The organism is Bacillus sp. F19, from assembly GCA_023823795.1.
Classification (GTDB): Bacteria; Bacillota; Bacilli; order Bacillales; family Bacillaceae; genus Bacillus_P.
Window position 1 is genome coordinate 4,556,010 of sequence record CP085710.1, and the last position, 19,896, is coordinate 4,575,905.

General features: G+C 40.5%; 20 protein-coding genes and 1 pseudogene. 7 read left to right on the forward strand and 14 right to left on the reverse strand.

All coding sequences use genetic code 11. The features are described from left to right. Positions 1–98 precede the first annotated feature (98 nt). On the forward strand, positions 99–449 hold the full coding sequence (locus LIT25_23435) for a YkgJ family cysteine cluster protein (protein USK33429.1): 351 nt from the start codon (positions 99–101) through the stop codon (positions 447–449). A gap of 121 nt (positions 450–570) precedes the next feature. On the opposite strand, the gene LIT25_23440 is transcribed toward LIT25_23435, so the two are convergent. The 3 genes from LIT25_23440 to LIT25_23450 form a co-directional block, all read right to left on the reverse strand. Continuing rightward, positions 571–846, reverse strand: a complete 276-nt coding sequence (locus LIT25_23440) for a DUF3986 family protein (protein USK33430.1) — start codon at positions 844–846, stop codon at positions 571–573. An 88-nt stretch (positions 847–934) separates the two neighbouring features. Next, positions 935–1,330 carry a hypothetical protein gene (locus LIT25_23445; protein USK33431.1) on the reverse strand — a complete coding sequence of 132 codons (396 nt, stop codon included), beginning with the start codon at positions 1,328–1,330 and terminating at the stop codon, positions 935–937. Between the two features lie 192 nt (positions 1,331–1,522). Continuing rightward, a complete protein-coding gene (locus LIT25_23450; GenBank protein ID USK33432.1) occupies positions 1,523–2,164 on the reverse strand; it encodes a DUF3885 domain-containing protein in 642 nt (213 codons plus the stop codon). 252 nt (positions 2,165–2,416) lie between these two features. On the opposite strand from LIT25_23450, the pseudogene LIT25_23455 reads away from it, so the two are divergent. Next, positions 2,417–3,756 (forward strand): annotated as a pseudogene (locus tag LIT25_23455) (CitMHS family transporter). A 201-nt stretch (positions 3,757–3,957) separates the two neighbouring features. Here LIT25_23455 and hutG read toward each other — a convergent pair. The 8 genes from hutG to LIT25_23495 form a co-directional block, all read right to left on the reverse strand. Further along, a complete protein-coding gene (hutG, locus tag LIT25_23460; GenBank protein USK33433.1) occupies positions 3,958–4,908 on the reverse strand; it encodes a formimidoylglutamase in 951 nt (316 codons plus the stop codon). Next, complete coding sequence (hutI, locus tag LIT25_23465) at positions 4,880–6,163, reverse strand: imidazolonepropionase (protein ID USK33434.1); 1,284 nt, start codon at positions 6,161–6,163, stop codon at positions 4,880–4,882. Before hutI ends, hutG begins: the two co-directional genes overlap by 29 nt. Before the next feature lie 14 nt (positions 6,164–6,177). Further along, positions 6,178–7,830, reverse strand: coding sequence for a urocanate hydratase (hutU, locus tag LIT25_23470; protein ID USK33435.1), 1,653 nt, complete (start codon positions 7,828–7,830; stop codon positions 6,178–6,180). Then, entirely contained in the window at positions 7,827–9,359 is a 1,533-nt protein-coding gene (gene hutH, locus LIT25_23475) for a histidine ammonia-lyase (GenBank protein USK33436.1), read from the reverse strand. Before hutH ends, hutU begins: the two co-directional genes overlap by 4 nt. A gap of 118 nt (positions 9,360–9,477) precedes the next feature. Beyond that, entirely contained in the window at positions 9,478–9,924 is a 447-nt protein-coding gene (hutP, locus tag LIT25_23480; protein USK33437.1) for a hut operon transcriptional regulator HutP, read from the reverse strand. A gap of 162 nt (positions 9,925–10,086) precedes the next feature. After that, the gene (locus tag LIT25_23485) at positions 10,087–10,311 is read right to left on the reverse strand and encodes a hypothetical protein (GenBank protein USK33438.1); all 225 of its coding nucleotides are present in this window, start codon (positions 10,309–10,311) and stop codon (positions 10,087–10,089) included. A 152-nt stretch (positions 10,312–10,463) separates the two neighbouring features. Next, complete coding sequence (locus LIT25_23490) at positions 10,464–11,933, reverse strand: UDP-N-acetylmuramoyl-L-alanyl-D-glutamate--2,6-diaminopimelate ligase (protein USK33439.1); 1,470 nt, start codon at positions 11,931–11,933, stop codon at positions 10,464–10,466. A 369-nt stretch (positions 11,934–12,302) separates the two neighbouring features. After that, complete coding sequence (locus LIT25_23495) at positions 12,303–13,559, reverse strand: trypsin-like peptidase domain-containing protein (GenBank protein ID USK33440.1); 1,257 nt, start codon at positions 13,557–13,559, stop codon at positions 12,303–12,305. 147 nt (positions 13,560–13,706) lie between these two features. On the opposite strand from LIT25_23495, the gene LIT25_23500 reads away from it, so the two are divergent. From LIT25_23500 to LIT25_23520, 5 genes are all read left to right on the forward strand, one after another. Beyond that, a complete protein-coding gene (locus tag LIT25_23500; GenBank protein ID USK33441.1) occupies positions 13,707–14,375 on the forward strand; it encodes a response regulator transcription factor in 669 nt (222 codons plus the stop codon). Next, positions 14,375–15,721, forward strand: a complete 1,347-nt coding sequence (locus LIT25_23505; GenBank protein USK33442.1) for a HAMP domain-containing histidine kinase — start codon at positions 14,375–14,377, stop codon at positions 15,719–15,721. The genes LIT25_23500 and LIT25_23505 overlap by 1 nt, the downstream gene beginning before the upstream one ends. 131 nt (positions 15,722–15,852) lie before the next feature. Then, positions 15,853–16,281 (forward strand): hypothetical protein, encoded by a 429-nt coding sequence (locus LIT25_23510; GenBank protein ID USK33443.1) that lies wholly within the window; start codon positions 15,853–15,855, stop codon positions 16,279–16,281. 35 nt (positions 16,282–16,316) lie between these two features. Further along, positions 16,317–16,625 (forward strand): IS3 family transposase, encoded by a 309-nt coding sequence (locus LIT25_23515; GenBank protein ID USK33444.1) that lies wholly within the window; start codon positions 16,317–16,319, stop codon positions 16,623–16,625. Next, positions 16,595–17,179, forward strand: a complete 585-nt coding sequence (locus tag LIT25_23520; protein USK36393.1) for an IS3 family transposase — start codon at positions 16,595–16,597, stop codon at positions 17,177–17,179. The genes LIT25_23515 and LIT25_23520 overlap by 31 nt, the downstream gene beginning before the upstream one ends. Before the next feature lie 141 nt (positions 17,180–17,320). Here LIT25_23520 and LIT25_23525 read toward each other — a convergent pair whose 3' ends face one another. From LIT25_23525 to LIT25_23535, 3 genes are all read right to left on the reverse strand, one after another. Further along, positions 17,321–17,782 carry an NUDIX domain-containing protein gene (locus LIT25_23525; GenBank protein USK33445.1) on the reverse strand — a complete coding sequence of 154 codons (462 nt, stop codon included), beginning with the start codon at positions 17,780–17,782 and terminating at the stop codon, positions 17,321–17,323. A 143-nt stretch (positions 17,783–17,925) separates the two neighbouring features. After that, positions 17,926–18,699, reverse strand: a complete 774-nt coding sequence (locus tag LIT25_23530; protein USK33446.1) for an HAD family hydrolase — start codon at positions 18,697–18,699, stop codon at positions 17,926–17,928. A gap of 298 nt (positions 18,700–18,997) precedes the next feature. Further along, on the reverse strand, positions 18,998–19,762 hold the full coding sequence (locus LIT25_23535; GenBank protein USK33447.1) for a DeoR/GlpR family DNA-binding transcription regulator: 765 nt from the start codon (positions 19,760–19,762) through the stop codon (positions 18,998–19,000). Positions 19,763–19,896 lie beyond the last annotated feature (134 nt).

Below are 19,896 nucleotides of genomic sequence, written 5' to 3' on the forward strand. Positions count from 1 at the left end.
AGCCTCGCATTTTTGCGAGGCTTTTTCATATGGTAATCACACTACTAATCTTTATAGAAATGTTAAAAAAATAAATTAAATTATTAAGGAGTGTACATATGGATACATTACCATGTCAAGGTTGTAAAGGGTTGTGTTGCGGTCCTGTTCCTGTCAGTGAAAGCGAAGTTAAGATCATAAAAAAGAAAATAAAATCAATGCCTACTAAATTACGATTAGAGCTAGAGAATCAAAAGAGATATTATGGAACATGTATTTTCTATGATCTAAATAAAGATAGATGTGGTATACATTCCGTTAGACCAGAAATTTGTCGTATGTTTGGATATTACAAAGAATTAGTTTGTTTTCGAAAGCCAGAGTTAGCAACAAAAAGCATAAATCAATTTGGTGAAGAAAAACATGCTGGAATTTTAACGCTAGATTTTACCTGGGATGACTTTAGATAAAAAAAATCACCCTCACAATCTTCAACAATCCAGCCCTTTATTTCAATAAAAAGAGCTGCATGAACAGCTCTATTGATCTTCAACTAACGCCCTGATTGCTTAATAAGGAGTTCAGACATTATTAAATTATTTTTTGTATGGATAACCACTTCTCAAATTTTTGTACTCCAATATCATAGTTAAGATCATTGCCGCTGATGGAAAAAATTCTTGTTCCAAATCCCTCTAATGTTAATTCATTTACTTGGGCAGTATTTTTTAGTCCATACTGTTTAAAATCAAAGAAGATATCCCATACATCCTCTGATTGTCTTTTATACGCTATAGACTCATAATCAAAGTCATTTTTGTAATAACCTAAATGCAGATGATATTTATCGTCATACAATATATCCATTTTGTGCCTCTTTCATTAAATTCCTTGTTCTACTAAAGCCCCCGATATTCAGCAATTGCCCCCGATAGTGGAATAAAATCAAACGTTACTACTCTTCTAAAAAGTCATTGATATATTCTTTTAATTCTTCCTTAACATCTTCAATCGTTTCATCAAGTAATTCACCGATAATTTTACTGCCAGGAGCTTTTTTTGAAGTGGGCATTCCTAAGAAATAACGATTGCATTCCCATATTTTAATTGTATGTAAATCGTTAAGATCCTCATTTTTTTCAGCAATGCCAATCGAAACCGAGGAATTGTATTCAGGCATAAAAGGGTCGTTACTCTCTTTATAAAACCCAGCATTAAAATCTAAATCTTTCTTAGCAAACACAGGCTTATATTCAAGTAACAAATTTTCGATATGACCTTTTAGTGCCATTTCTGTAGTTATGATAGTTTTTAATAATTCTCCAGAAAAATCCTTGTGGTGATACCTCATATATAAATCACTCCACTTCATCTAAAACTTTAATATAGAAGTTATTTCCTAATTCTATCTTCCACAATCCTGCCCGTTTGCTTAGTACCAATTATTTCAAAATCAAACAGTTAACTCAATAATTATTTTCATAAAAAAGGAAGCTTACCTTTTTCCGGATAAGCCCCCGCTTGTTGAAGAAGGGTTAATTCCTTATTTAAACAACTTATCTATTTCATCCCTGTCGTAATCTAATATCCAGTCATTAAATTTGTTATATATATCTCGTATGGCTTCAGAAGAAGCAGCAAGCAAATCACAACCTCTGTCATCATAAACATTAAAAATGGTTTTTCTTTTGATATTTAAAAAATAAACACTATGAAAAATATTTGGTTGAATTCCTAAATCTTGATTACATATTGCTTTTAACAATGGAATGTATTTAATATCAGATGTTTTACCTTTAAGAGTAAATCTATGTGTTTTATATTTTCCATCTTCATTGTCTTCTGGGAAAATATAAGGTATTACTGTATGCCTTAACTTATATAGTACTGATTTTTCATATACATATGGAGTAAATAGCCTTCCTTTGTGGGTATAGGATTTTCTATCTCCAAAATCATTTACATCAATTACAACCAAGATTTCTTCGTCTGGTGAATGTAATGAATTAAATAAAGTTATAGCCCTATTATAAACCCCTTTTAAATATTGACTGTTTTCGTAATCATATTCTCTATTCCACTCGACCCCTAATTCGAACCGTATACCAATTTCCCAGTTATAAAATAAAGGTGGTCGAAGATATAAGTTAGAAAAGTTCTCTTTCATATAGTCATTTAAATACATATCCGCACCTCGTTTGTTTCTTTTATTAATCTTTATTCCGCAATCCTACCCGTTTTGTGCTAAATTCCATGCGATTTACTGTTTTGCGCCTCGTTAAATGAAACCGTTACAAGCATTTTAATCATGTATTAATCGGCTCGCAAACTAAAACTTTGCTGCAGATATTTAGTCCTTCCTGTGAACTTAATGTACAAAATATAGTTAACTTACTTTAATAACTTTATTTTGAAAACGTTTTCATTTCAGAATATTTTGTATACACTTTATTTATTAACAAAAGAGGTGAAGACCATGCTTGCATTATTAGGATTTTTAATGATAATTACATTCATGATTTTAATTATGACAAAACGGCTAACGGCTATGATTGCACTGATGGTGGTTCCAGTTGTTTTTGCTCTAATCGGCGGATTCGGAAAGGAAATTGGACCCATGGCGCTTGATGGCATAAAAAGTGTAGCACCCACAGGCATTATGATCCTATTCGCCATTCTCTTTTTCGGCATAATGATTGATGCAGGAGTATTTGATCCTATTATTTCAACCATCTTGAAAGTTGTAAAAGGAGATCCTGTAAAGATAGCCATCGGTACGGCAGTCCTCGCTTTGCTGATTTCCTTAGATGGTGATGGAACCACAACATATATAATTACGATTTCAGCCATGCTGCCTTTGTATAAACGAATTGGCATGAGGCCGCTGATATTAGCAGGGATTGCCGTATCTGCTTCAGGTGTTATGAACCTCCTTCCATGGGGAGGACCTACTGCCAGAGCCATGACGGCATTGAATCTTGAGATGTCTGATATTTTCACTCCGGTCATTCCCTCGCAATGGCTGGCGGAGTATTGTTTGTATTATTCATGGCTTATTGCCTTGGGAAAAAAGAGCGCAAAAGAGTGGGTATACTTGAAATTGATTACAGCACAATAGCTATGCAGCAGACAGCGGCTTCTGCAGAGGAAGCTGGTATTAAAAGGCCAAAACTTAGTGTCGTGAATTACCTGTTAACCATCATGCTTTTAGTGGCGCTAATCAAAGAAGTTCTGCCAACTACTGTCTTGTTTATGATTGGATTTGCCATTGCTATCACGATGAATTATCCAAAATTAAGTTACCAGAAAGCGCGGATTTCAAACTATGCTGATAATGCATTATCAGTCGTTTCCATGGTGTTTGCAGCAGGTATTTTTACAGGTATTCTCTCAGGGACTAAAATGGTAGATGCCATCGCAAACACTATGATTACGCATATACCTGATGCCCTTGGTTCACATTTTGCTCTTATTACAGCGATACTAAGTGCTCCTTTTACATTTTTCATGTCCAATGATGCTTTTTACTACGGCGTTTTGCCATTGCTCGCCAAGGCGGCTGCCGGATATGGAATTGATCCTGCATTTATTGGACGTGCATCACTTCTTGGATTGCCTGTCCACCTATTAAGTCCGCTAGTACCGTCGACGTACCTATTAGTCGGAATGGTTGGAGAAGATTTCGGGGACTTGCAGCGCACCTTCCTGAAATGGGCCTGCGGATCGACAGCCGTTATGATTTTAGTAGCTCTTGCCTTATCAATTATCCCTTTTTAACTAGTAAAAAGGGCATTCAACCGTAAAAAATAGAGGAACCCCAGATGTTTTTTTAAACAGGGTTCCTCATTCTATTTATTTTATAGGGTGCTAAAAACTAAAAACCTATCTCTGAACATCCACTCCTCAGAAATAGGTTTCTATCATCAGGCAATCCCGTTTTTCAATTTCTAAATCCCTTTTAGAAACGAGTAAATATTTTCACTTTCGACTCTTGTAGCCTGTTAAAAAGGTTAAGACACAGTAAGCAGCCAAACGGCTCGTCATATCCCGAAAATCGAGTGTCGGGTCAATTTCAACAATATCCATTGCTCTTACAGCTGGAACTTCTCCTAAAAATCGTATGGCTTCAATCAGCATGCGTGAATCCATCCCCCCTGGACCAATGGCAGGGCAGCCTGGTGCAAACGCCTGATCCATTACATCCATATCAAGTGAAACGTAGATGACGTCAACTTCTTTCAGGAGCTCACTCACACTCTCTTGTAAAATTGAGAGGATCCCTCTTGTGTACACGTCCTGCATGGTGAATATATGAACACCATTTTCTTTGCCATAATCGGTATATTCTTTGCCATTTGAAAAGTCGCGGATGCCAATTTGATGGAGGTGTTTTCCCTGCAGTGCATCTTTTTCGATCAGCTGTCTAAAAGGTGTTCCATTTGACGGTCCTCCATCTTCAAGGTTCCTCAGGTCGTGGTGCGCGTCGAACTGAATAATCCCAGCCTTTCCTTTTTCTTTTTGAAAGGCTTTGAATATCGGCGCTGTAACAGAATGATCGCCGCCAAGAAAAATAGGAACCATTAAAGGATGTTCACCTAAAACTCCTTCTACCGTCGTTTCAATCCTCAGGTGCGATTCAGAAAGGTCTGTTACATGCATGGATATATCACCAAAGTCTATGATTCTCTCTTCTTTTAAATCTGTATTGTCCTGAACTGAGTAGGTAGTAAAAGCGTTCATCATTTTTCTTATTGTTTCAGGAGCAAAAGATGCCCCTGAATGACTGATCGATGGCTTCGATAATGGAACTCCCACTAACCCAATGCCTTCGGCAATTTCCTGATCCCGTTTTTTCAATAACGTTCCCGCCCGCGAAATCCCGCGGTCTGCGAATCTTGCATCATGTGAAAGAAAGGGAAGATGGCTCACGGTGATCCCCCTTTTCAAATACTATGGCACCTTTCTTGATAACGGTCCCTGCGTGATTCACTCCGAAATGATAAGGGATATATTCATAGTTTCCCGCATCCCAGATGACAAGGTCCGCCTGCTTCATTGGCGCGATTATCCCCCGTTCGCCGCCTAACCCGATGGCATGGGCTGCATTAATGGTGACAGCATTCCAAATTTCTTTCACCGTCATTTTATAGATAACCGCTGCGAACGACATGATCAGCTGCAGATTCTCAGTCGGACAGCTCCCGGGATTAAAATCAGTCGCAAGAGTCACCGCCACTCCTTCCTCCAGCATCTTTCTTGCTTTAGCATGATCCGGTTTGTTCAGATAAAAAGAAGTACCGGGCAGCAGGCAGGCGATAACCCCTTTTGCAGACAGCTGCTTAATGCCTTCATCTGAAGTTCCAACTAAATGCTCTGCACTGACGGCACTGAGCTCAGAAGCCAATTCTGCCCCTCCTAATGGATCAATTTCATCGGCATGAATTTTCACCTGAAATCCTTTTTGCTTTGCTTTTGATAAAAACACTCTGGACTGTTCGATGGAGAAAACGCCTGTTTCACAAAAGATATCTACAAATTGGGCTAATTCTTCTTTTTCAATGACATCCAGCAGCTGAACCATTTCTTCTAAGAAAACGTCCGGCTGATGCTTATGCTCCGGAGGTATGGCATGCGCACCCAAAAAGGTTGAAACAACTTCGGCTGCGTGCTCCGCGTTTAATTTTTTTGCGGTCCTCAGCTGCTTCAGCTCTGCTTCTGCGTTCAGTCCGTATCCGCTTTTCGCTTCTACCGTCGTCATTCCATATGAAAGCATCCGGTCAAGATGACCTGCTGCTTTTTCATAAAGCTCCGCTTCACTTGCAGCCCGCGTTGCTTTTACAGTCGAAAGAATGCCGCCGCCCTGTTTCAGGATTTCCAAGTAAGGAACGCCCTGCTGCTTCAGTCCCATTTCATGCTCACGGGATCCGGCAAACACTAAATGAGTATGTGGATCAATGAGGCCAGGTGTAACAAGCTTCCCGTCACAATCAATTCTTTTTTCAGCCGGCCACTTAGCTGCTTCTTCGTTTGAACCGATCACAGCAATTCTCCCATCAGCAATCGCAAGTGCCTTGTTTTCAAGTACAATCAGCTCATCCATGTCCTTGCCGCAGAGTGGACCTTCTTTTTCATAATCCATTGTTAAGAGCTGGCCTATATTTTCAAGTATTAGATCATATTTCATGAAAGAACCTCCCTCTATTCCTGCATTGGAATACGTACATTATGTTCTTTTGCAAAAGTCTGTGCCTCTTCGTAGCCCGCGTCTGCATGACGGATAATGCCCATCCCGGGATCAGATACGAGAACTCTTTCTAATTTACGTTTTGCTGTTTCCGTTCCGTCAGCAACAACAACCATTCCAGAATGCAGAGAATAGCCCATTCCTACTCCGCCGCCATGGTGGAAGGATACCCAGCTTGCTCCGGCTGATGTGTTAACTAGTGCATTTAACACTGCCCAATCTCCAATTGCATCGCTTCCGTCCTTCATCGCCTCTGTCTCGCGATTTGGCGAGGCAACAGAACCGCAGTCAAGGTGATCGCGTCCAATGACGATCGGTGCTTTCAGTTCTCCCGTCCGGACTAATTCATTAATGGCGAGGCCCATCTTCACCCGTTCACCGTAGCCCAGCCAGCAAATACGTGCCGGCAGTCCCTGAAAAGCAACATGCTCATGTGCCATATCAATCCAGCGCAGCAGGGCCTCATTTTCAGGAAAAAGCTCCTTAATCAGCTGATCTGTGCGGTGGATATCTGCAGGATCTCCAGATAGAGCTGCCCATCTGAAAGGACCTTTGCCCTCACAGAACAGCGGACGAATATAGGCTGGTACAAAGCCCGGAAATGCAAATGCATTTTCCACTCCTTCGTCCTTCGCTACCTGGCGAATGTTATTGCCGTAATCAAAGACGATGGTTCCGCTCTTTTGAAGCTCTAACATGCATCTTACATGCTCGGCCATTGATTTTTTTGATTTCTCAACATACAAATCCGGATGATCCTTTTTTACCTGCAGCGCTTCATCCATCGATAAACCATGCGGAAAATAGCCATTTAACGGGTCATGTGCGGATGTCTGGTCAGTAAGGATATCAATCTTTATGTTTTTCTTAATCACTTCATGAAGGACATCTACTGCATTTGCCACTAATCCAATCGAAAGGGCTTTGCCTTCTGACCTAGCCTCCATTGCCCACTGCACCGCTTCATCAAAAGAATGAGTCAGCCTGTCACAATACTTTGTCGCAAGTCTCTTCTCAATTCTGCTTTGATCAATATCGGCAGCAATAACAACTCCGCCGTTCATCGTTACGGCAAGAGGCTGTGCCCCTCCCATTCCGCCAAGGCCTGCCGTTAATGTAATTGTGCCTTTTAAGCTTCCGTCAAAATGCTCTTTTGCCACAGCAGAAAACGTTTCATAGGTTCCTTGAAGAATTCCCTGTGTTCCGATGTAGATCCAGCTTCCCGCCGTCATTTGCCCATACATAGTGAGGCCCTTTTGATCAAGCTCGTGGAAGTTTTCCCAATCTGCCCATTTAGGAACGAGAACAGAGTTTGAAAGCAGAACCCGCGGGGCATGTTCATGCGTTTTAAAAATCCCGACAGGCTTTCCCGATTGAATGAGAAGCGTCTCATCATGCTCCAATGATTTTAACGATTGGACGATTCCATCCAGTGACTCCTGATTTCTCGCAGCCTTTCCAATTCCTCCATAAACAATGAGCTCCTCCGGCTTTTCTGCAACCTCAGGATCCAAGTTATTCATCAGCATGCGAAGCGCTGCCTCCTGCTCCCACCCTTTACAGTCCAATTCTGTTCCCCGTTTTGCTCCTGTGAATTTTGCTGTCATGATAAAATTTCCCCCTTTGTGTCGTTATAATCTTTTTTAAATCTCTTTACATTTGCTTTTTTCAGCCAGGCCGCAGCTGCCTCTATATCCTTTGAAAATACTCTGTCCTTCGTAATAGCCGGGACAACAGTTCTTCCATGAAAATAAAATGTTCTTGTCGTTTCCGACATTTTCTCAATTCCCCGGTAGGCTGCTGCCTCCATCGCACAAATCAATTCAATGGCAAGCACACGTCTGCAGTTTTGAATAATTTGATAGGCGTGCCTTGAGGCAATCGTACCCATGCTGACGTGATCCTCCTGATTGGCTGATGAAGGGATTGAATCAACACTCGCTGGGTGTGCAAGCGTCTTGTTTTCAGAGACAAGCGACGCAGCACAATATTGCATGATCATCGCTCCGGACTGGAGACCGGGCATTGGACTCAAAAACGGCGGCAGATCATTGAGCTGCGGATTGACAAGTCTTTCGATTCTTCGTTCCGAAATATTCGCAACCTCGGCGATGCCCACCTTCAAAAAATCCATGGCAAACGCAATTGGCTGACCGTGGAAATTCCCTCCCGACAAAACCTTTTTGCCTTCATCAAAAATCAGCGGATTATCGGTAGCTGCATTCATTTCAATTTCAAGCTTATCTCTTACGTAAGAAAGGACCTGAAGACTTGCCCCATGAACCTGGGGAATGCACCTTAAGGAGTAGGCATCCTGAACTCTCAGCTCTCCCTGATGCGTCACGAGATAGCTGCCATTTAAAATCCCTCTGATTCGCTCGGCTACTTCAACTTGTTCTTTGTAGCCCCGGGCAATATGAATGTCCTCATCAAACGCATCAATGATTCCTCTCAGACCTTCAATCGTCATCGAAGCAATGTAGTCTGCCTGCAGCGCCACCGCTTCAGCTTCGATGTAATTGACAAGCCCCATTGCCGTCATTGCCTGTGTACCATTGATTAAAGCCAGACCTTCTTTAGCCTGCAGCGTAACAGGGTGAAGTCCCGCTGTCTGAAAAGCTTCTGCTGTCTGCATTTTCCGCCCCTGGTAAAAAACCTCACCTTCACCTACAAGGACAAGTGCCATATGAGACAAAGGCGCCAAATCCCCGCTCGCACCAAGTGAGCCCTGCTCGGGCACAACAGGATGAATTTCATGATTCAGGAGTGAAACAAGTAAAGATAACACCTCTCTGCGAACACCGGAAAAACCTTTCAATAATGCATTAAGCCTAAGCAAAAGCATCCCCCTGGAAACCTCTTCAGGAAACGGATCTCCGACACCGCATGCATGACTTCGAATCAAATTGATTTGCAGCTCTTCTGCATCTTCCGCATCAATCAGCACATCGCTGAACTTCCCAAATCCCGTCGTAATACCGTAAACGACCTTCTTCTGAGCCACTATGTTTTCAACTGCTTTTCTGCTCTTTTCGACCTTATCCCATACATAGTCAGGAATATGGATCATAGCTTTTTCATATAAAACCTTCTTTGCGGATTCAATTGTGAGTGTACTTCCCGTTAATTCGATCATAATCTGCTCCTCTTTTGATCAAAATGAAAAACAAAAAGGAGGCCATACCAATAGAAACACGTTAAACCGTGTTTTCTACCGATACAGCCCCCTGCTATCTATTAACTATGGGCGCATCTTATATATGATTAATTCCCAAACCCATTGCCTCATGCTCTGATCCTTTGACAGGAGCACCTATTGTGCCGTACAAAGCAATCGCAATCCATTCGCCTTCTGTTTCTGCCTCGTAAGGCTTCCCCCTGACAATGGCAAATCGAAGACCAACTGTGCGCAAAACACTTCCAAGCTGAACCTGCCCTCTCGTCACACCATGAAGCGCTTCCATGATGGCATGATATAAAGAGTGTGTTTCGCGGTATCCATCAGGTGATATCACACCTGAACGCTTAGCTGCAGTTTCAATGGCCGCCACTACTTTATGCGTCTCCATTGAACCTGTTTTCCCCTGACAAAATTGAAACCCCTGCTCTGTCAGCTGTTCCCCGTAAAAATGATCATTTTCACCAATCAGAACGAGCTGCATGGCATTTCTCCCAATACGATGATCCGGTTGTATGCTCATATCTATTCTCACTTCATACTGAATTTTCTGATAAACTAATGTCTACCGTTAGTGTATGATTGAAATGGATTTATGTCAAGATGCTTTTGGCTCTTTTTACCGATTTTCCATGGCATACATCCTTAAAATAAACAAACCGCCCTTATAATAAGGACGGTCAGTTCAAACATTATGCCGATTATGCTCTGCCGCAGAATTGGGATTAATTTCAATTCCCGTATAGTTGCTCAAGATCCCGAAAGTTCCAAAAACAACAATCAATAACATCTTTCCTGAAATACGCTGATCATTATTTATAATTCTTCGAAAAGATTTAAGTCTTGAGAGCAAGAATGCAACAATAAAAATAATGCCCATTCTTTCTAACATTAACGGCAGTAAATGCATTATGAGGAATCATCCTTTAAATTTATCATTCCATACATCTTACAACACAGTATAATTTATTGTCGATTCTGCCATCCTTATCGCGGTTATAAAGAAAAAGGGCAGAAACATAATTGGTTTGCCCTTATCTGTCAATTTTCAGATTCTTAAAATCAAGTTGCAATCGTTGTATTTTGATCGATCAGCAATGCGAAGGTTTCCTGATCGGATTTAGATGGGAGTTCATAGTCTTCCTTATACATTTCGCTCCCTTTTCCGGTGACGAGGATCCAATCTCCAGCTTCTGCCATATCCCAGGCTTTTTTTATGGCAAGTGTCCTGTCAGGTATGATTAGATCTGCCGCTTTGCCGGAAGCCTCACGATATTTTTCAAGCTCTGCTATCATATCTTTTTGATCAATTCCATTTAGATCATCTAACGTCAGAATTGTGCAGTCACTCATTTGCGATGAGACAGCCATCATTTCATCCCGTTTGCTTTCATCACGGTCACCCCTGAATCCAAATACATGAAGGATCCGTTTTGCCCCGCAATCACGGGCTGTTTTTAAACAGTAAGAAAACGCATCAGCTGTATGTGCGTAATCAATGACAGCCGTGGCATCATTGGGATGACTGTACATTTCGAACCGGCCCGGAATTCCCGGAAATGTTTTGAATGCATCAATCAGCCCGTCAGATTCGATCCCTAATTTTCTGCCGGTCAGATAGGCCATGGAAGCATTATAAATGTTATGAAGACCCGGAATTGTCATTTGAAAATGAAGCTGTTTTCCAGACTCTGTGACTTCAAAATCTGAGCAATGAACATCACTGTTAGAATCAAAAATAAGATCGTCCTCTTCTGTTTTTCCAAAGGTCGACACCTTGATCTTTCTCTCGTTTAACAGATCCGTCAGCTTCCCCCCCCACTCATCATGAGTGCTGATAATAGCTTGTCCGCCTTCTTTTAACTTTGAAAAAAGCAGCTGCTTCACTTCAAAATATTCTTCAATCGTATCATGATAATCCAAATGCTCATGAGCAAGATTTGTAAACAGACCGATGTCATATTCAATGCCTTCCAGCCTTTTTTGGGCTAAGCCATGTGAGGATACTTCCATAATGACAATATCATCATGGCTTTTGGCTAAAAGCCTTTGTAATTCCAGTGAATCAGGTGTTGTATTTTTCGAATCATAGGTCTGTCCATTTATTACATTGTGTACTGTTCCAAACAATGCACAAGAATACCCTGCATATTTAAGAATATGTCTGAGCATAAAAGAAGTTGTAGTTTTCCCGTTTGTACCCGTAATTCCGATCATAATGTGTTTTTTTGACGGAAACTCATAGTATCGTGCGGCAAGATTGGCCAAAGCATAGCGGCTATTCTCAACCTTAATATACGGGATGGTCAAATCCGGAAAATCTTTTTCTCCAATAACTGCTGCCGCACCTCTATTTATTGCATCCTGTATATAATCGTGTCCGTCACGTTCATATCCTGTAATGGCCACAAATAAATAGCCTTCTTCTATCTTAGAAGAATTCGCTTCGATTCCTTTTATCTCAACAGATTCCAGATCTGCACTGATATTTGCAGAATGACCGGTCTCCTCTAACAATATTTGTAGTTTCATGGCTGAACTCCTTGTATGATGGCATCCGTTCATATTTCGGTTATTTTATGTAACTTTATGCAAAGTTATTTGCGTGCATGAATTTGCGTTATCATATTTGTTCGTAATGATTCCTGTTTTATGAGGGAAGATGCGGGAAGAAAATGCTGGATGATTATTGTGGGGATGCCTCAAAAAGAAGGGAGTTCTAACTTCTTACTTTATTTTTATAACAGCTCGGCATTAGTTTCTGACGACTTTCATCGGATTTGTGGCCGCTTATCCAATTACCTCCTTAATCTCATATCAGCTCCATTTTTAGTCCCGGTTTACAGCAAAACAAAAAACAGCCCCGAAAACCGGGGCTGTCCAAAAGGGGGGTAATCTATATTAACTATTCACAACCTCTTTCTGAGACAAGGTTACTTTTTCTGTTACCTTCTCTCCCTGGCGGTAAAATTCAATATCAATTTTATCGCCGATACTTGTTTGTGAATAGAGGAATTTGCGAAGCTCATTTGAATTTTTGATCTTCGTTCCATTCATTGCAACAATGACATCGCCTTCCTGCATTCCTGCTTCTGCAGCTGGTGAAGACGGGCTTACTCCCTGAACGAAGACTCCTTCTGTAATTTTATTCGGCAGCTGAAGTGTATTTGTACGGTATTGTTCAGGCACTTCGCTTAAGTCAAGCAGACCTACTCCTAAATATGGACGATCCACTTTTCCTTTTTCAAGCAGTTCATCAACGATTGGCTGAAGGTCGTTGCTAGGGATAGCAAATCCTAATCCCTCAACACCATCCTGTGAGATTTTCAAGCTGTTGATGCCAATGACCTGACCGCTCATGTTCAGCAATGGTCCACCACTATTCCCAGGGTTAATTGCCGCATCCGTCTGAATAACATTCAATTCCCAGCTGCCTTCAGAAGTTGCGATGGGAATGGTACGGTCCGTTCCGCTTATAATCCCTTCAGTAACGGTGCGGGAGAAATCCAGTCCCAGCGGATTTCCGATCGCAACGACTCTTTCCCCTGCACGGAGCTGTCCTGAATCGCCAAATTCAGCGATTGTTTTTGCATACTTGCTGTCAATTTTAAGGACGGCTGTATCTGTCAGCGGATCTGCTCCAACAAGCTCAGCCTGTGATTTTTCTCCATCTGAATAGGAGATTTCGATGCTGCTTGCTCCCTCAATTACATGGTTGTTTGTAATAATATAGGCCGTTTCTCCATCTTTTTTGAAAATAACACCGGAACCCGTGCCTGCTTCAGCATCCTGTGTTCTGCCGCCAAACCCCTGCTGCTGCTGTTTGTTTGATATCCCGACAATCGCAGGCGACAGATTTTCGACCATATCCGCAATGTCGCTCGTTTGACTGATAGGCTGTGTGTTCACAGTACTTGAGTCATTTTTTTCTTCTGCCGTGTTAGAATTAATGGAATAAGAAGGTTCCTTTTTGCTTGCCTCATCATCCAGGAAAGGCTGCACCCCAAGCACCAGCGCTCCGCCGACTACCCCGCTGATAACTGATGACATAACCGCTCTCCATCTGGACGGCTTTTTTTGAGGCTGTCTGACCATGATCTCGTGTGATTCCTGATCCAGCGATGTATCTTTCCGTTCTGTATCGTCGTAATATCCCATCCTGATTCCTCCTAGTGATTTTCTTTGTTAACCCTACTATAAAAAATCATTTTGGGAGAAAGATGAAAAGATTATGTGAAATTGTCAAATGATGACCTTATCGTGAAGACATTGTATAATTACGTTTAAGAAGGAGCGTGAAATGGATTGTCCTACTCTATTTTTCTTGTGGAAGACGAACAAAATTTAAATGATTTGCTGACAAAATATCTGGAAAAGGAAGGCTTTAAGGTCACCTCATTTACAAATGGGGAAAAAGCGCGCCAGGCCATTCATGAAACTCCTCACCTTTGGGTTCTCGATATCATGGTACCGGATGTTGACGGCTATCAATTAATAAAAGAAATTAAAGCGGCATCGTCAGATACTCCCGTTATTTTCATTTCTGCAAGGGATACAGATATTGACCGGGTGCTCGGGCTTGAGCTTGGAAGCGATGACTATATTCCAAAGCCGTTCCTTCCCCGTGAACTTGTGATTCGCGTTCAGAAGCTGCTGACCCGTGTTTATGAGAGCAGCTCAGTTAAAACAAGCGTGCAGCTGCCGCCTTATACCATTGATGAAAGTGTGCGCTCTGTCTCGCTGAATAATGAAAATCTGAATCTGACTTCTAAGGAATTTGATTTATTGCTGCTGCTTCTGCATAACAAAGGTCAGGCTTTTTCGCGGGAACAAATGATTGAGCACATTTGGGGCAGCGATTATTTTGGCACAGACCGGGTGGTTGATGATCTCGTCCGCCGGCTCCGAAAAAAAATGCCTGACTTAAAAATAGAAACCATCTACGGATATGGTTACAGGATGCTGACGGGATAATGAAAAATAAATCATTGACGTTTCAAATTTGGATTGTGATCTCTGGTATACTTCTCGTCATTTCCTTGTTGCTGATGATTATATTCCCCACTACACTCAGGAATTTTTTCACGAACGAGATCTATACAACGATTGAAAATGAACAGCATATCCTGACGGAATACCGCATTCAGGGAAATGTCCAAATGGATCCTCTCACCAGAAATGGAGAGAAGCTCTCCCCTGACCGTTCGGTTCAGCACATCATTCTCCCTGAGAGCGCGCCTTTTTTTTACAACGAAAAAAAGCTGCCGCTTAGATTTCTTCAAGAAATGCAAATACTTGCTTCTGCTCAAAAGGACATTACGGAAGAATACTCGAGGGTAATTAATAATGAACGGCTCTTTTTTGTCATCAAGAAGGTGACAGTTGACGGCCAGCCGGCTTTTCTTCTTTCATATGCATGGGACTCTTACCGGAATGATCTTGTTTTGACTTTGTTCAAGCAGCTTGTCTTTGTCATGATCATTGTGTTCCTTTTCAGCTGGATTCCATCCATTTGGCTTGCGAAGTATCTGTCGCGTCCAATTGTTTCATTAGAAAAGGATGTTAAAAGAATTTCGAATGAAGATTGGCATGAACCGGTTGTACTTGATCGAAGTGATGAAATCGGAAAACTTGGAGAAACGATTGAATTAATGCGGAAACGGCTTGTTCAAAAGGATGAAGCACAGCGCACCCTTCTGCAGAACATCTCTCATGACTTGAAAACACCTGTCATGGTAATCAGGGGATATGCGAAATCTGTAAATGACGGCATTTATCCTAAAGGCGATCTGACCAGCACGATGGATGTTATAGAGGAAGAAGCAGAGCGTCTTGAGAAAAAAATTAAAGACTTGCTGTATATAACAAAGCTAGATTACTTATCTTCACGCAACTCAGGCAAATCGGAGATTGAACTGAATATGACGGTTCGCGAGGTCATTGACCGCATCAAATGGTCACGCCAGGAGCTTGATTATGAAATAAACCTGGACCGGGCGGCTATTCATGGCGACGAAGAGCTGTGGATCAAGCTGCTTGAAAACTTATTTGAAAACCAGCTCAGATATGCGGATTCAATGATCGGTGTTCATTTAAAAAAAGCGGGGAATGACTTCCTTCTTAAAATATGGAACGATGGTCCTCCGATTGAAGAAGACATTCTCCCTCATCTGTTTGAGCCATTTCATAAAGGCAGCAACGGCGAATTCGGGCTTGGGCTCAACATCGTAAAAAGAATTGCTGAGCTTCATCACGGTACAGTTTGGGCTGTAAATGAGGATGGAATGAGTACGTTTTATGTGAAAGTACCAAAGAGATAGCAGACGGCCTTTTTGAACTACTACCCGAATAATGGACACTTATTAAAAGTGCCCCATATTCGGGTTTTTCTATGTCTAAACATGTTTAACCCGTTTATAATTAAAATATTAATTTGAACGGAGATTCCTAAATGAGTAAAAAATTGTTTACTGAAACCCAAATAAATGAGTTAGTTATAAATCCTAATGTATCGCATGCATCCGACCGTTCCATAACGTATTTACCAGCCTTTAAGGTCAGAGCTGTTCAAGAGTATCACACTGGTAAGGGGCCTTCTCAGATTTTTATTGAGCATGGATTTGACTTGGATATCATAGGAAAAAAACAACCGAAACGATGTCTTCAACGCTGGCGTAAGACGTTTGAACAGTTTGGAGAGGATGGTCTGCAAGATGATCGCAGGGGCAAGGCTAGTACTGGCCGTACAAGTTCAAGAGAGTTATCAGTCGAAGAAAAACTGAAAAAAGCTGAGGCTAGGATTAAATATCTTGAAACAGAGAATGAATTTTTAAAAAAGCTAGAAGAACTCGAGAGGCAGGCGCTGAAGAAAAGACGTTAAAAGCAGCAAAGAAATTTCAACTTATCGAGAGAAGCTTGAAGGAGCATCACACACAGGGGCATGTATCTTATTTCTGTCAGCTTGCCGGAGTAAGCAGAAGCGGTTTCTACGCTTGGTTAAAGTCAGATAATAAACGACAAGCGAGAGAAGATTCTGATGATCAGGAAAGTCATCTAATCAGAGAAATATTCCGTATCCATAAAGGGCGTACTGGCGCATTGTCCATTAAAATGATTTTGGAAAATGATTTTGGTGTTATCATGAATCACAAAAAAATTAGAAGGCTTATGAAAAGTACGATCTCAACACAAGAATTCGAAGAGCTAATCCTTATCGGAAGATGACGAAGGCAACACAAGAACATCGAACGTGTAAAAATATCGTAAACCGCAAGTTTGATCAAGGAGAGCCAGGAAAAGTACTGTTAACCGACATTACCTATCTCTATTACGGAAAGGGTCAGAAATCTTATTTGTCATGTGTAAAAGACGGAGCTACCAAAGAAATCTTAGCGTACCACTTATCAACTTCTTTAGAAATGGATATCGTTTATCAGACGTTAAGAAAGCTCGCAAAATCTACAGAACTGTTTCATCCTGAAGCCATTCTACATTCAGACCAAGGCGTTCACTACACTCATCCTCTGTTCCAAAATAAAGTGAAAGATCTAGGTCTCATGCAATCTATGTCCCGAAAGGGAAAATGTTGGGATAACGCTCCAATGGAATCTTTCTTTGGCCATTTTAAAGATCATGTTCATCATAGAGCATGTGAAAATCTTCAGCAGTTAACAAAAGAGGTTGATCAATTTATCGAAGTCTATAACCATCATCGCTATCAATGGGGACTAAAGAAAATGACCCCGGCTCAATACCGAGGACACTTACTAGCTGCTTAGGCACTTTTTATTTCACTGTCCATTTTAAAGGGTACAGTTCATTTTATGAGGCCGTTTTTTTATGTTGAAGTCCGTGATTTTTGCGCTAGCATCCAATAACAAAAAAAGAACAGCTTTCATGCTGCTCTTTCATTCCCTATCTTAATTAACATCTCCTAAATAAATCCTTTCAAGCTTCTTCCCATTTGCAAGCATCATAATGGAAGGCAGCATCGATATAGGATAAAGCCGATAATCTGTAAGATTTTTTACAGGCAGCCATTCTACGCCAATTTGACCTTCATCAGGAATAACACCCGCTGCTGGTTCAGGCTGTCCTTCTTTAATGCGGCATAGAAACATCAGATCCAATTGATGGAATCCTTTATCCCAGTCAAATCCATGATTGTCCCCAACATAATCCCGAACAAAGATCAGGTCATCAATCTCAACTTCAACCCCAATCTCCTCCATGCATTCTCTTTTCAAATTTTCATGAAGGTTCTCGCCATGCTCCTGTCCACCTCCTGGCAAAATGTAGAATGGTCCTTTCTCATCTTCTTTTTTGATGACTAAAATCTCGCTGTTTTGAATAATAATTGCTTTTGATGCTGTACGTACCATATGTGTGCTCCTATCAGTCTTTTTTTAAAATTATCAAACTTTATTCCAAATTCTAGTACTTTGCTCAATCATTTATTCGAGAAAATGTCCCGATTCAAAAAGGACACCATTTTTTTCAAGAATGACGCCCTTTTCTAGAATAACTATTGAACATATATTGAGTAATCACACTCTCTCTTAACTTCCTCTCTCAAATCCCAAATGAACTCGCTTTTACTATTAATTAGATACTCAATATTTGGTATGACAAAATCGGCTAGATTTTGCAGCTCTCGTTCAGAACCAACACCCGAGAGTACTCCAATTCCATATCTCACCTTGCCGTTTTTAGCTGTTTTTAAATCAACCACTGTATCTCCAACAAAAGCAACTTCTTCTTTTTCTAAGCCAAATTGTTCACAAAACTTCTCCACTACTTGAGAACTAGGCTTCTTCTCGTAAAGGTCAGATGTTCCCATAAATTGTATTTGATCCAATATTCCTAAATGTTGTAAACAGAGTACAGTAGTTTCATAGTCATCAGCTGTGGCAATTCCAATTATGACTCCTTTTTGCTTAATTGCTGTAAATAGAGATGATAAGTTACAAACAGGTTTTACATACTCGATTGATTGTTTCGTTTTTTTAAATATATTCTCTGAAATCCATTGTTGCAAAGATGGGATATGCTTTGGCAGAACTTCTTGAAAAGCATTGGCAAGATCGAGCGTAGTCCCACTTGCTAAATGGCCTTTCTCATCAACTTCTCCATCTCTTAATCCAATTGAAAGACATAACTGTTTTTTGAGATTGCAATTACCTGTCTCTCCTATCATCTTAAGTAACTCATCGATGACACCTTCTACTACTTTAATCCAAATAGATCCAAATTGTAATAAAGTACCATCTTTATCAAATAAAATGCCCTTAATTTTCAAAACCTCTCCACCTTACCTTGTGCATTAGCTTTCTCTATATCTGAACTTACAATTGTATTTGCCAATCGTTATCCAAAATGACAAAAGAAATCACAACCACAATTCAATAAAAGTCTATTTTTCCATAATTAATCTTCTTTTCACCGCAATATTTCACAATTGTTGAAAATCAATCAGTAATGAAATAAAATACTTTGCTATAAATGTAAAAATACTGCTTTTTCCTCTTTTTCTACAATTTCAACTAAAAAGTGATGATAGTTACCTTAAACATTTCATCTCTGTAATAGTAGTCCTATTACCCATTTATAATCTCAATTCCTTCTTTTGTATACTTTTGATGGACCTTATTTGATAACTTCGAATCAGAAATAATACGGTCGATACGATCAAAATGACAAACCTTTAAAAGGGAGGCAACATCAAATTTGCTGCTATCCGCTAAAACGATACAATTTCTAGAGCTCTCAAGTATCTTCATTTTCACTTGATATTCTCCCAGCCCATAATCTGTTAATCCTTCAGTTAATGATATTCCACTTATACTCATAAAGAAGGTATCAATACTAAAACCTTTAAAGAACTCTTCTGCCAAATGTCCAACCATGCATAATTCTTCATTTCGCAGAACACCTCCAGGTAATATAATGGTGTAATAAGGCATTTCAGCAAGTTCATTCGCAATTACTAAAGAATTAGTCAATATTGTAAGACGTTGAAACTTTTTCTTTAAAGCTTTAGCAAACTCAGTATTTGTCGTACTAACGTCTAATGCAATCGATTGACCTTCTGATACATAGCGTGTCGCAATTTCTGCAATTTCCCTTTTCTCTTCGATGTTCTTTGTTTCTCGCAAAATGAAGTTCATTTCTGTGCTGTTTATATCATCTAATACGGCGCCGCCACGTACTCTTCTTAAATATCCTTCCTTTTCTAAATACTCTAAATCTCTTCTTACGGTTTCAGTAGAAACACCAAACATTTTTGTCACAGTTGAAACTTTTAACGATTTATTTTTTCGTATTAGCTCCATAACTTTTTCGTGACGGTCATACATTAACAATAATTTCACCAACTTTTTCAAATGTATATATACTATTAATATCCCATTTTCGCACAGATTCCCATATTATATACCGAAATTCGGCTTGGCCCCCTAATTATTGGACACGATCTTCCGCTTTGCACGCTTAGGCA